The 12374-nt window shown below is 71.1% G+C and carries 11 protein-coding genes and 1 pseudogene; 9 read left to right on the plus strand and 3 right to left on the minus strand.

Features of this window, described 5'->3' with window-relative positions; all coding sequences use genetic code 11:
- Positions 1 to 32 precede the first annotated feature (32 nt).
- The 9 genes from QRX50_RS33855 (at position 33) to QRX50_RS49890 (ending at position 10614) form a co-directional block, all read left to right on the plus strand.
- Positions 33 to 1610: an amino acid permease gene (locus tag QRX50_RS33855; RefSeq protein WP_285967174.1), complete on the plus strand. Its 1578-nt coding sequence runs from the start codon at positions 33 to 35 to the stop codon at positions 1608 to 1610.
- Between the two features lie 14 nt (positions 1611 to 1624).
- The gene (gene betA / locus QRX50_RS33860) at positions 1625 to 3283 is read left to right on the plus strand and encodes a choline dehydrogenase (protein ID WP_285967175.1); all 1659 of its coding nucleotides are present in this window, start codon (positions 1625 to 1627) and stop codon (positions 3281 to 3283) included.
- A gap of 213 nt (positions 3284 to 3496) precedes the next feature.
- Positions 3497 to 3823 (plus strand): bifunctional 3-phenylpropionate/cinnamic acid dioxygenase ferredoxin subunit, encoded by a 327-nt coding sequence (locus QRX50_RS33865; protein WP_285967176.1) that lies wholly within the window; start codon positions 3497 to 3499, stop codon positions 3821 to 3823.
- Positions 3820 to 4992 carry an NAD(P)/FAD-dependent oxidoreductase gene (locus tag QRX50_RS33870; RefSeq protein ID WP_285967177.1) on the plus strand — a complete coding sequence of 391 codons (1173 nt, stop codon included), beginning with the start codon at positions 3820 to 3822 and terminating at the stop codon, positions 4990 to 4992. The genes QRX50_RS33865 and QRX50_RS33870 overlap by 4 nt, the downstream gene beginning before the upstream one ends.
- A gap of 9 nt (positions 4993 to 5001) precedes the next feature.
- Positions 5002 to 5868, plus strand: coding sequence for a LysR family transcriptional regulator (locus tag QRX50_RS33875; RefSeq protein WP_285967178.1), 867 nt, complete (start codon positions 5002 to 5004; stop codon positions 5866 to 5868).
- A gap of 114 nt (positions 5869 to 5982) precedes the next feature.
- Positions 5983 to 8340 carry an arylsulfatase gene (locus QRX50_RS33880; RefSeq protein WP_285967179.1) on the plus strand — a complete coding sequence of 786 codons (2358 nt, stop codon included), beginning with the start codon at positions 5983 to 5985 and terminating at the stop codon, positions 8338 to 8340.
- A gap of 86 nt (positions 8341 to 8426) precedes the next feature.
- Positions 8427 to 8831, plus strand: coding sequence for a GntR family transcriptional regulator (locus tag QRX50_RS33885; protein WP_285967180.1), 405 nt, complete (start codon positions 8427 to 8429; stop codon positions 8829 to 8831).
- Positions 8828 to 9694 carry an ABC transporter ATP-binding protein gene (locus QRX50_RS33890; RefSeq protein WP_285967181.1) on the plus strand — a complete coding sequence of 289 codons (867 nt, stop codon included), beginning with the start codon at positions 8828 to 8830 and terminating at the stop codon, positions 9692 to 9694. Before QRX50_RS33885 ends, QRX50_RS33890 begins: the two co-directional genes overlap by 4 nt.
- Positions 9691 to 10614 (plus strand): ABC-2 membrane transporter-related protein, encoded by a 924-nt coding sequence (locus QRX50_RS49890; RefSeq protein ID WP_353074020.1) that lies wholly within the window; start codon positions 9691 to 9693, stop codon positions 10612 to 10614. The genes QRX50_RS33890 and QRX50_RS49890 overlap by 4 nt, the downstream gene beginning before the upstream one ends.
- A 175-nt stretch (positions 10615 to 10789) precedes the next feature.
- Here QRX50_RS49890 and QRX50_RS49895 read toward each other — a convergent pair.
- The 3 genes and pseudogenes from QRX50_RS49895 to QRX50_RS33905 all read right to left on the minus strand — a co-directional run.
- Positions 10790 to 11140: pseudogene (locus QRX50_RS49895) on the minus strand (P-loop nucleotide/nucleoside kinase family protein); the annotation flags it as partial.
- A gap of 46 nt (positions 11141 to 11186) precedes the next feature.
- On the minus strand, positions 11187 to 11711 hold the full coding sequence (locus tag QRX50_RS33900; protein ID WP_285967183.1) for a cation-translocating P-type ATPase C-terminal domain-containing protein: 525 nt from the start codon (positions 11709 to 11711) through the stop codon (positions 11187 to 11189).
- On the minus strand, positions 11705 to 12307 hold the full coding sequence (locus QRX50_RS33905) for an HAD-IC family P-type ATPase (protein ID WP_285967184.1): 603 nt from the start codon (positions 12305 to 12307) through the stop codon (positions 11705 to 11707). Before QRX50_RS33905 ends, QRX50_RS33900 begins: the two co-directional genes overlap by 7 nt.
- Positions 12308 to 12374 lie beyond the last annotated feature (67 nt).

Consider the following 12374-nt stretch of genomic DNA (forward strand, 5'->3'; position numbering starts at 1 on the left):
CCCTCCCCCACCACTTCTGAGGACGACGAACCATGACCACACGATCCAAGCCGGCGGGCGGGGGGTCCGCCGGGGACCACTCCGACAGCTCCGAGCTCGCCAAGTTCGGCTACCGCCAGGAGCTCGAACGCTCACTCGGCTCCTTCTCCAGCTTCGCCGCCGGGTTCAGCTACATCTCGATCATGACCGGCGTGTTCCAGCTGTTCTTCTTCGGCTTCGGCTCGGGCGGCCCGGCCTTCATCTGGACCTGGCCGCTCGTTTTCCTCGGCCAGCTGGCCGTGGCGCTGTGCTTCGCCGAGCTGGCCGGGCAGTTCCCGCTCGCCGGTTCGGTGTACCAGTGGGCCAAGCAGATCGCGAAACCGGCGACGTCGTGGCTCGCGGGCTGGATCATGATCATCGGCGCGATCGTGACGGCCGCGGCCGTCGCGGTGGCCTACCAGATCATCCTGCCGCAGGTCTCCACCGCGTTCCAGATCGTCGGCAGCGACTCCGACGCCGGCCTCACCTCCACCCCGGGCGGCGCGCAGAACGCGATCATCCTCGCGCTCGTGCTCGTGGTGTTCGCGACGATCGTGAACATCATCGGCGTGAAGCTCATGGCGAAGATCAACAACTTCGGCGTGGCCGTGGAGCTCGGCGCGAGCGTCCTGCTGATCATCGCGCTGGCCGTGCACATCAAGCGCGGACCCGGCCTGGTGTTCGACACCCACGGCACCGGCGACGGCCAGTCACTCGGGTACCTCGGCGCGTTCCTGGTCGCGTCGCTGATGAGCGCGTATGTGTTCTACGGCTTCGACACCGCCGGCTCGCTCGCGGAGGAGACCACGCAGCCGCGCAAGCACGCGCCACGCGCGATCATCCGCGCGATCACGGCCGCGTTCCTCGTGGGCGGGCTGATGATGCTCGTCGGCATGATGGCCGTCGGTGACCTCAACGCCGAGGAGCTCTCCACGTCCGGCATGCCGTACCTGCTCAAGAGCACGCTCGGCACCGGCCTCGGTGACGCGTTCCTGATCTGCTCGGCCATCGCGATCACCGTGTGCTGCCTGGCCGTGCAGACCGCCGCGATCCGCATGACCTTCGCGATGGCCCGCGACGGGCGGCTGCCGTTCAGCAAGGCGCTGGCGAAGGTGTCGCCGCGCTCGAAGACGCCGGTGCTGCCGGCGCTGATCACCGGCGGGCTCACCGTGGTGGTGCTGCTGATCAACCTCGGCAACCAGCGCGCGTTCTTCGTGCTCACCTCGACGGCGATCATCCTGTTCTACATCCCCTACCTGATGGTCACCGGCCCGATGCTGGTGCGCCGCCTGCGCGGGCAGTGGCCGCGCCCCGAGCACGGCCCGTACTTCAAGCTCGGCCGCTGGGGCACGCTCGTGAACTTCGTCGCCGTGCTCTACGGCGCGGGCATGACGATCAACTTGATCTGGCCGCGGGCCGAGGTCTACGGCGACGACCACTGGTACTTCCAGTGGGGTGCCATGCTGATCACCGCGTTGATCGTGGTCGTCGGCGGGGTCCTGCTGTGGGTGCGGCGCCGGCACTGGGCGGCCGCGCACACGAGCCCCGACCACCAGCCGGACACCCCGGCGCCCGGTTCCGTGACCGGCTGAGAGAAGGAGGAGACATGAGTACCGAGACCTACGACTTCGTCATCGTCGGCGGCGGGTCCGCCGGCTGCGCGCTCGCCAACCGCCTCTCCGCCGATCCCGCGAACAAGGTGCTGGTCCTCGAAGCCGGCCGCGAAGACGCGAAGTGGGACGTGTTCATCCACATGCCTGCCGCGCTGACCTTCCCCATCGGCAGCAAGTACTACGACTGGGGCTACCGCAGCGAACCCGAGCCGCACATGAACCGGCGGCGGATCTACCACGCGCGCGGCAAGGTGCTCGGCGGGTCCAGCAGCATCAACGGGATGATCTTCCAGCGCGGCAACCCGCTCGACTACGAGCGGTGGGCGGGAGACCCCGGAATGTCCGAGTGGGACTACGCCCACTGCCTGCCGTACTTCCGCCGCATGGAGAACTGCCTCGCCGACGCGCACGATGGGCCGTGGCGGGGGCACGACGGCCCGCTCGAGCTGGAACGCGGCCCGGCGACCAATCCGCTGTTCGAGGCCTTCTTCGACGCCGCGGTGCAGGCGGGCTACCCGCGTACCGACGACGTGAACGGCTTCCGGCAGGAGGGTTTCGCCGCGTTCGACCGCAACGTCCGCAAGGGACGGCGCCTCTCGGCCGCCCGGGCGTACCTGCACCCGGTGCTGCACCGGAAGAACCTCACGGTGAAGACCCACGCGTTCGTGTCGCAGATCCTCTTCGACGGCACCCGAGCGATCGGCGTCGAATACGCGCAGGGCCGCGGCGCTCCCGGAGAGGTGTACAGCAAGGAGATCATCCTGTGCGGCGGCGCGATCAACACGCCGCAGCTGCTGCAGCTCTCCGGTGTCGGCAACGCGGCCGAGCTTGAGAAGCTGGGCATCGACGTGGTACGCGACCTGCCGGGTGTCGGCGAGAACCTGCAAGACCACCTCGAGGTCTACATCCAGTACGCGTGCAAGCAGCCGGTGTCGATGCAGCCCTCGCTCGCGAAGTGGAAGCGGCCGTGGATCGGCGCGCAGTGGCTGTTCCTGCGCTCGGGACCCGCGGCCACCAACCACTTCGAGGGCGGTGGGTTCGTCCGCAGCAACGACGAGGTGGCCTACCCCAATCTGATGTTCCACTTCCTGCCCATCGCCATCCGCTACGACGGCTCGGTGCCGGCGGGCGGGCACGGCTACCAGGTGCACGTCGGGCCGATGTACGCCGACACCCGCGGAACGGTGAAGATCACCTCCACCGATCCGCGCGAGCACCCGGCGCTGCGGTTCAACTACCTGTCCACGGAGAACGACCGCCGCGAGTGGGTCGAGGCCGTGCGGGTGGCGCGCAAGATCCTCAACCAGAGCGCGCTCGACCCGTTCAACGGCGGCGAGGTCTCGCCCGGGCCGGCCGTGGAGACCGACGAGGAGATCCTCGACTGGGTCGCCAAGGACGCCGAGACCGCGCTGCACCCCTCGTGCACCGCGAAGATGGGCGTGGACGAGCTGTCGGTGGTAGACCCGGGCAGCATGCGCGTGCACGGCACCGAGGGCCTGCGCGTGGTCGACGCGTCGGTGCTGCCCTACATCCCCAACGGCAACATCTACGCGCCGGTGATGATGACCGCCGAGAAGTCCGCGGACCTGATCCTCGGCAACACCCCGCTCGCGCCGATCAAGCAGCCCTTCTACCGCCACACTCCCGCGTAACCGCCGGCCTGCCGGACCCGTGCGCCTGCCCGGCGCACGGGTCCGTGGCGTGCCCGCGGACGGGCCACAAAATCCGCCCCGATCGGGCCCCGGACACCCCTTGACGGCACCCCGCGCTCGCACTCAGACTTGTTGCGTATCGCGTTGCGAGTTCCCCCATACGCAACGCGGTGCCCCTCAAAAGCACACCCCCAGCTCCTCCCGGAGGCCCAGATGCTGCGCGCGTGCACAGTGGACGAACTGCCCCCCGGCGAATCCGTCCGGATCGCGGGGCCCGAGCCGATCGCGGTGTTCAACGCCGACGGCGAGGTCTACGCGATCGGCGACACGTGCAGCCACCAGGACGCGTCCCTGGCCGAGGGCTGGCTCGAAGGCTGCTTCGTCGAATGCCCGCTGCACGCGGCGCTGTTCGACCTGCGAACCGGCCAGCCGTCGTGCCTGCCTGCGAAGCAGCCGGTGCGCACTTACGAGGTGCTCGTCGACAACGGCGTGATCTACGTGCAGGCGGAGCGCTTGGAAAACACCGAGGATGCCGCGTGAAGAGCGTCGCGATCGTCGGCGCTTCGCTCGCCGGGGCGCGAGCCGCCCAGGAGCTGCGCGCGCAGGGGTTCGACGGCCGCGTCGTGCTCGTCGGGGCCGAACCTCACCTGCCGTACGATCGGCCGCCGCTGTCGAAGGCCTTCCTCGCCGGCACCGCCGAGCGCGAGTCGCTGGACCTCCTCGACGCCGAGGACACCGCGTCGCTGGAGCTGCGGCTGGGCACCCGGGCCGAACGGCTCGACGCCGCCGGCGGCCGGCTGGTGCTCTCCGACGGCGCCGACCTGACGGTGGACGGCGTCGTGCTCGCCACCGGCGGGCGCGCGCGGACGCTGCCCGGCACGGCTGGCGTCTCCGGGGTCCACGTGCTGCGGACGCTCGACGACGCACTGGCCCTGCGCGCGGAGCTGGTGCCGGGTGTGCGGGTGGTGATCGTGGGCGCCGGATTCATCGGGGCGGAGGTCGCTTCGACCTGCCGCTCGCTCGGTCTCGACGTCACCGTGCTCGAAACGCTGGCCACGCCGCTCGAACGCGTGCTGGGACCCCGGCTGGCCGAGGTGTGCTCGCGGCTGCACGACCGCCACGGCACGGTCCTGCGCTGCGGCGCCGCCGTCGACGAGCTCGTGACCGCGGGCGGGCGCGTGACCGGCGTCCGGCTCGTGGGCGGCGAGGAGCTGCCGGCCGACGTGGTCGTCGTCGGGATCGGCATGGTGCCCGCGACCGAGTGGCTGGCCGGTTCAGGCCTGGAGGTGAGCAACGGCGTGCACGTCTCGAGCGGCCTCGTCACCGCGTTGCCCAACGTGGTCGCGGTCGGCGACGTCGCCGCCTACACCTCGGAAAAAGGCGGACGGCGGCACCGGCACGAGCACTGGACCAACGCGAGCGAGCAAGCGGGCGTCGCCGTCGCGAACCTGCTCGCCGGCGCCACCACGCGGCACTACGCGCCGAGCGGCTACGTCTGGTCGGACCAGTACGAGGGGACCCTGCAGCTCGCCGGGCACCCCGAGCGCGGCGACGAGGTCGTGTTCACCGAGGGCGGACCCGACGCTCCCGCGTTCGTGGCGACCTACCAGCGCGACGGAGTGACGGTCGGGATCTTCGCACTCAACAGTGCCAAGCAGTTCACCCGGTTGCGGCGCCAGGCCTTGCGGCGGCCCGCCCCCGTGGCCTGAAATGCGGGGATGGAACGCCGCCAGCTTCAGTATTTCCTCGCCGTCGTCGATCACGGCGGCTTCACCAACGCGGCCCGACGGCTGCACGTCGCGCAGCCGTCGCTCTCGCACGCGGTGCGCACGCTGGAAAAGGAGCTCGGCGGGCTGCTGTTCCACCGCCTGCCCCACGGCGCCACGCTGACCCCGGCCGGCACGGCGCTCGTGGCCCCGGCCCGACAGATCCTGCGCGACCTGCGCACGGCCGACGCGTCCGTGCGCGAGGTCCTCGGGCTCGGCGGCGGGACGCTGGACCTCGCGTCGCAGACCACGCTCGCCGTCGACCCGCTCGCGAAGCTGCTCGGCCGGTTCCGCGCGGCGCACCCCAAGGTCCTCGTGCGGGTGCGGGCGCCGGAGACGGGCTCGGACGTGGTCAACCGGGTCCGAAATGGACAGAGCGAGGTGGGTCTCGTCGAGTCCGGTGCCGAAACGCCGGGGCTCGCCGGGCTCGACCTCGCCGAGCAGGAGGTGTTCGCCGTGCTGCCCGCGGACTCGCCGGTGCGCCTCGTGCTGCCGGTGACCGAACTGGCCACACTGGACCTGGTCACCACCCCGCCCGGCACGGCCACCCGGTGGATCGTCGAGGAAGCCCTGCGCGGCACGGCCGAGCCGCGCGTCGTCGTGGAGACCGAGCACCGCGCCATGATCGTGCCCCTCGTGCTGGCCGGGGCCGGCGCGGCGCTGCTCCCCCGCGCGATGGCCGACGACGCCCGCCGCCTGGGCGCGGTCACCGTACCGCTGGACCCGCCGTTGCTGCGGCGCGGCCGGATGGTCTGGCGCGCCGGGCCGCTCTCCCCCGCCGCGGAACGGTTCCTGGCCCTGGCCTGCGGGACCCCATAAAGATCAGCTCTCGGCCTGATCGGATTCCGGTCTGGGCCACCCCCATCCGGAGCCTGGCCCGCCGGGGTGCGGCGCTGTGAAGCTCATTGGCGTCCACTTCGGAAGGAGCTCTTCATGTCCGCGTTCCCCGCCGGGCGCCACATACTGCCGCGCCCGGACGTCCCCGTGCCCGCGCCGACGGCACTCGACGTGCGCGAGCGACGCGAGCAGGGAACGCCGATCGGACCCGTGCCCCCGCCCGCGGGCGCGCCGAACGTCGTGATCGTGCTGGCCGACGACCTCGGCTTCGGCACATCGAGCGCGTTCGGCGGCCCGTGCGCCATGCCGACGGCCGACCGGCTCGCGGCCGGCGGACTGCGCTACACCCGCTTCCACGTCACAGCGCTGTGTTCACCCACGCGCCAAGCGCTGCTGACCGGGCGCAACCACCACTCCGTCGGCATGGGCGGCACCACGGAGATGGCGACTTCCGCGCCGGGTTACCACGGCTTCCGCCCGCGCAGCGCCGCGACGCTCGCGCAGATCCTGCAGGGCAACGGGTACAGCACCGCCGCGTTCGGCAAGTGGCACCAGACGCCGCCGCGCGAGATCAGCGCGGTCGGGCCCTTCGACCGGTGGCCGACCGGCGAAGGGTTCGACACCTTCTACGGGTTCATGGGGGCGGAGATGAACCACTGGTACCCGTTGCTGTACCAGGGAACCACGCCCGTCGAGCCGGACCGGCGGCCGGAGGACGGCTACCACCTGACCGAGGATCTCGTCGACCACGCCGTCGACTGGGTGCGCACGCAGCGCACGCTCACGCCCGACCGCCCGTTCTTCACCTACCTCGCCCTCGGCTCCGCCCACGCGCCGCTGCACGTCGGCCGCGAATGGCGCGAGCGGTACCGCGGCCGCTTCGACCACGGCTGGGACCGGCAACGGGAACTCACGCTGGCGCGGCAGAAAGAGCTCGGCGTGGTGCCCGGGGACACCGAACTCGCGCCGTGGGCCGAAGGCGTGCCGCGCTGGGCCGAGCTCGACGACACCCGGCAGCGGCTGGCGGCGCGGTTCATGGAGACGTTCGCCGGGTTCGTCGAGCACGCCGACACGCAGGTGGGCCGGTTCGTCGCCGCACTCGAAGAACTCGGTGCGCTCGACAACACGCTGTTCCTCTACCTGCTCGGCGACAACGGCGCGTCGGGCGAAGGCGGCATCGAAGGCACGCTCGTGGAACACCGGCTGGGCCACGGGCTCGTCGACGACCCGGAGGAGATGATCCACCACCTCGACGAGATCGGGGACCCCGGCACCTACCCGATCGCGCCGGCCGGCTGGGCACTCGCGCTGAACACGCCGTACCAGTGGACGAAACAGGTCGCCTCGCACCTCGGCGGCACGCGCGACGGGCTGATCGTGCACTGGCCCGCGGGCGGCGCCGAGGCCGGCGGGCTGCGCCACCAGTACGGCCACGTGATCGACGTGCTGCCGACGATCCTCGACTGCGCGGGCATTCCCGCACCCCACAGCGTGGACGGTGTGCAGCAGCAACCGATCGAGGGCGTCAGCCTGCGCGAGACGATCACCGATGCCGCCGCGCCCGAACGGCACCACACGCAGTACTACGAGATGTGCGGCAACCGCGGGATCTACCACGAGGGCTGGACCGCGGTCACGCGCCACGGCGTGCCGTGGGAGATGGTGGCGACGAAGCGGCGGGCGTTCTCCGACGACGTCTGGGAGCTCTACGACCTCACCCGCGACGCGAGCCAGGCTCACGACCTCGCCGCCGCGCACACCGCGAAACTGCGGGAGCTGCAGGACCTTTTCCTCGTGGAGGCGGCGAAACACCAGGTGTTCCCGCTCGACGACCGCGTCACCGAGCGCGAGAATCCCGTGCTGGCCGGCCGGCTCGACCTACTGGGCGCGCGGACGTCGGTGACCTACCGCGGCGGGATGCGGCGCTTCACCGAGGAGACCACGCCGAACGTCAAGAACCGCTCCCACGTCATCACCGCCGACGTCGACCTGCCCGCCACGCCCGCGTCCGGCGTCGTCATCGCGCAGGGCGGCCGCTTCGGTGGCTGGACGCTGTACTTCGCCGACGGCCGCCCGGTCTACGTCTACAACTACTTCGGCCTCGAGCACTTCACCGCGGCGGCGACCGACCCGCTCGCCCCGGGCCGCCACGAGCTGCGCCTCGAGTTCACCTACGACGGCGGCGGGCCCGGCCTCGGTGGCGAAGCCGTGCTCACCGCCGACGGCGAGAAGCTCGCCGCGGCCCGCGTAGAGCGGACGATCGCGTACTACTTCTCCTTCGACGAGACGCTCGACGTCGGCGTCGACCTCGGCACGCCGGTGTCCGACGCCTACGCCGCGGGGACCAACGCGTTCACCGGGCTCGTGCACACCGTCCGGATCGACCTCGGCCCGGCCGCCGAAGTCGCGGAATCCGACGGTGGCCTGCAGCGACGGATCATGGGCGCCCAGTGACCGCCCCCGAATGATCAGCGCTCTGACCGGCCGTTAACTTAGCTCCCTAGTCAATTGGGGTAACGGAGTCAGGGGTAACGGACACGGTGTTCGAGTTCCGGTTCGAGAGTGGTTCGGGTGTGCCGCCGTACCTGCAGCTGGTGCGGCAGGTCGAGCACGCCGTGCGGCTCGGTGAGCTCAAGCGGGGCGACCGGCTGCCGACGGTCAAGGAGGTCGCGCGCCAGCTCGTGATCAACCCGAACACCGTGCAGAAGGCGTATCGCGAGCTGGACCACCGCGGCATCGTGCGCGGCCGGCCCGGGATGGGCACGTTCGTCGCGCGCGACGACCCGGCAGGCGTGTCGCCCGAACGGCAGGCGCAGCTGCGCGCCGGGTTCGAGCGGTGGATCAACGAGGCCCGCGGGTCGGGCCTGACCGTCGCCGACGTCGAGGCCCTCGTCTCGTCCGTGCTCCTGCGCATCGGGAAACGTTCCGGGAAGGAGAACGAGTGAGCACAGCGGCGATCGCGACCCATGCCCTGGGCCGGCGCTACGGTCGCACCTGGGGGCTTCGGGACTGCACACTCGAAATCGGCGAGGGTCGTGTGGTCGGCCTCGTCGGGCCCAACGGTGCGGGGAAGTCGACCCTGCTCAACCTCCTGGCCGGGCTCCTGCGGCCCTCGACCGGGGACCTCGAACTGTTCGGCCGCGCGGTGAAGCCTGGTGCGCCGTCCGACGGCGTCGCCTACCTCGACCAGCGGCATTCGCTCTACGAGTCGTTCCGTGTCCGTGAGATGCTGGAAGCCGCCCGCCGCCTCAACCGGCGCTGGGACCACCGAGCGGCCCTCGATCGCGTGCGCGAGCTGGACATTCCGCTGGGACGCCGCGTCGGTGAGCTCTCCGGCGGCCAGCGGGCGCAGGTGGCGCTGAGCATGGCCCTCGCGCGGCGCCCGGAGCTGCTGGTGCTCGACGAGCCCGTCGCGAGCCTCGACCCGCTCGCCCGCCGCGACCTCATGGGCAGCCTGATGGCGGCGAAGGCCGACCACGACTGCACGGTCGTGCTGTCCTCGCACGTCGTGTCCGAGCTGGAGCGGCTGTGCGACCACCTCGTGGTGCTCGATCACGGCCGGGTCGTGCTGTCCGGCGACGTCGACGACCTCATGGCGGAGCACGTGCGGCTCACCGGTCCGGCGTCCACTGTGGACGAGATCCGGAGCGTCCCGCTGTCCTGCGAACGCCGGGGCGACGCGGCCACGATGCTCCTGCGCGGTCCGCGGCCGGCGCTTCCGCCGGGCTGGCGCGCCGAGCCGGTGTCGCTGGAAGACCTCGTGCTGCACCACCTCGCGGCCGGGCGGCCGAAGGAGGTCGCGGCGTGATCTGGGTTTCCTGGCGGCAGGACCGGGCGCGGCTGCTAGGCCTCGCCGTCCTGTTCGTTGTACTGGCCGCGGGCTACGTGGCGATGGGCGCCGGCATGCGGTCATCGCTGTCCACAGTGGACCTGCCCGATTGCTTCGCCGGTGCACCGGACCCGCGGTGCGGTGACTGGCCGGCGCTGATCGCCTTCGTGCACAACTACGCGCAGCTGCTGCTGACGCTCCTGCCCGCCGCGCTCGGCATGTTCCTCGGCGCGCCCGTCGTGGCCACGGAGCTGGAGCACCACACGTTCCGGTTCACTTGGACGCAGTCGGTGACCCGCGGTCGTTGGCTGGGCTCGAAGCTGCTGCTCGGCGGTGCGTTCTCCGTGGCCTACGGGCTCGTCTTCGCCGCCGCGTACGCGTGGTGGTACGCGCCGGCCACGCAGCTCGACGGCTGGTTCCCGACCTTCGACTTCGGCCTCGTCTCGTTTCCGGCGACCTGCCTGTTCGGCTTCGCGCTCGGTGTGGCGGGTGGTGCGGTGTTCCGGCGGACGCTCGCCGGGGCGGCCGTCGCGCTCGTGGGTTTCCTGCCGGTGATCGTGGTCGTGAAAAACCTCGTGCGCCCGCGGTTGCTCTCCGCCGTGCTCACCGAGCAGACCCACGGCGGCGACCTCACCGTCGGCACGGAGGTGTTCCGCGACGGAGCCGGGGTGATCCACGGCTACAACGAAACCCTGGCCCTGGCCGGGATCCCGCGGCCCCCGATCCCGGGGATGGAGCCGGTCGACCGGCTGGCCGCGGCCGGGTTCACCCGGCTCTACCCCGTGCAACCGGCCGGGCGGTTCTGGACGTTGCAGCTGTGCGAGGCGGGTCTGTTCGTACTGCTGGCCGCGCTGTGCGTGGCGCTGGCGTTCTGGTGGGTCCGCCGGCGCCTGGCCTGAGCACTGCGTGCAACGCGGCGGTGCGGGTGAGCACCTGGGCACTGCCGAAGCCCGGGGGCACCCGCCCCGCGCGCAGCTCCGCACGCACTGCGTCGGCCCTCGCGACGTGCCGGGCGAACGAACGGCTGCGCACGACCCGGGCCCGGCAGTGCTGCCCGGCCAGCGCCTCCTCGGCGGTCGCGTCGAGCCACAGCAACCGCGCCGGACGCCGGGTGCCCCGGGCCACCAGACCTAGCCACCGGCGTGTCGACGCGCGGGTGGCGGGCTCGTGCACGACCAGCGGCCCGCGTCGCAGAGCCGCGAACAGCACGATCCGCGCGCGGTGGCACACGTGCACCACCGGCCGGTAGAGCCGGTACGGCACGGCGGCGGGCAGCACGGCTCCGAGGCGGCCGCGGACCTGGTCCGAATCGAGCACGCGCAGGGAGCCGGCGGCGTGGCGCAGCAGGGTCGTCTTGCCGGCTCCGGGCAGTCCCGCCACCACGAGCAGGTCGCGGCTCCCGAGCTCGATCACCGTGCGCTCCATGCCCTGACAACGGGCAACGAAAGGTAATGGTTCCTTTACTTTTTCCTCACGTGCGATTGACCCGGTGCGCGCCGCTCCCCTTCCGCCACCGCGCCACGGCCTTGCCGGCCTCCCACAGGATCAGCAGCGCGACCGCCGGGACCAGGGCCCAGAAGAACTCCGTCAGCGTCAGGTCCGTGGTGCCCAGCAGCTTGTTGAAGACGTCCATCTTGATGACCAGCACCGCGAGCACGAACTCGCCCAGCATCGCCCAGTTCATCTGCTTGCTGTCGAACGTGGCGATCGTGAGTGCGGTCCCCGTCTCGCTGCGGCATTCGACCGCCGCCACGATCAAGCACATTGCGAAGGCCGTGAACGCGATCGTGGTGGCGACCTCGGCGCTGCCGAAGTACGCCTGGCCCAGCGAAAGCAGCAAAAGCAGTCCGACGGTCACGACCAGCCCGGAGAGCCCGACGGTGACGAACACCGGGCGGGTGAGCACCGACTCGCCGCGCGGCCGCGGTTTCAGCCCCATGAGCCCCGGTGTTTCGCGGTCGAAGCCGAGCGCGAACCCGAATGGCGCGTTCACCACGAAGTGGATCCACAGGACCTGCGCCGGCGTGAACGGCTCCCCGGCGGCGATGTTGAACAGGGGGCGCCCAGGAACGTCAGCACGAACACGACCAGCAGCACCAGGACGAAGCGGATGTACTTCGTGAGGTTGTCGTAGATCTTGCGGCCCTGCTCGACGGCGAACACGATCGTCGCGAAGTTGTCGTCCGACAGGATCATCCGGCTCGCGTTTTTCGCGACGTCGGTGCCGCTGCCCATCGCGATCCCGAGGTCCGCCGCTTTGATGGCCGGCGCGTCGTTCACGCCGTCGCCGGTCATCGCGACGACGTCGCCTTTCTTCTTGAGCGTGTCGGCCAGGATCACCTTGTGTTCCGGGGAAACGCGTCCCACGATGCCGATGTCATCGATGCGGGACAACCGTTCGGCCTCGGGCAGGTCCGCGAACTCCGAGCCCAGGACCGCGTCACCCGGGATGCCGAGCTGCTTCGCGATCGCCGCACCGGTGGTGACGTCGTCGCCGGTCACCATGCGCACCCGGATGTGGGCCGCCTGCGCGCTGGCTACCGCCGCCTTGGACTGCTCCCGCGGCGGGTCGACCATCGCGACCAGGCTCATGCCGAAAGCGGCCTGGTTGCGGTTCCTCGACCAGTACACCAGCTACATGCAGCTCATCCTGGTCGCC

Source organism: Amycolatopsis sp. 2-15 (assembly GCF_030285625.1).
GTDB classification, from domain to species: domain Bacteria; phylum Actinomycetota; class Actinomycetes; order Mycobacteriales; family Pseudonocardiaceae; genus Amycolatopsis; species Amycolatopsis carbonis.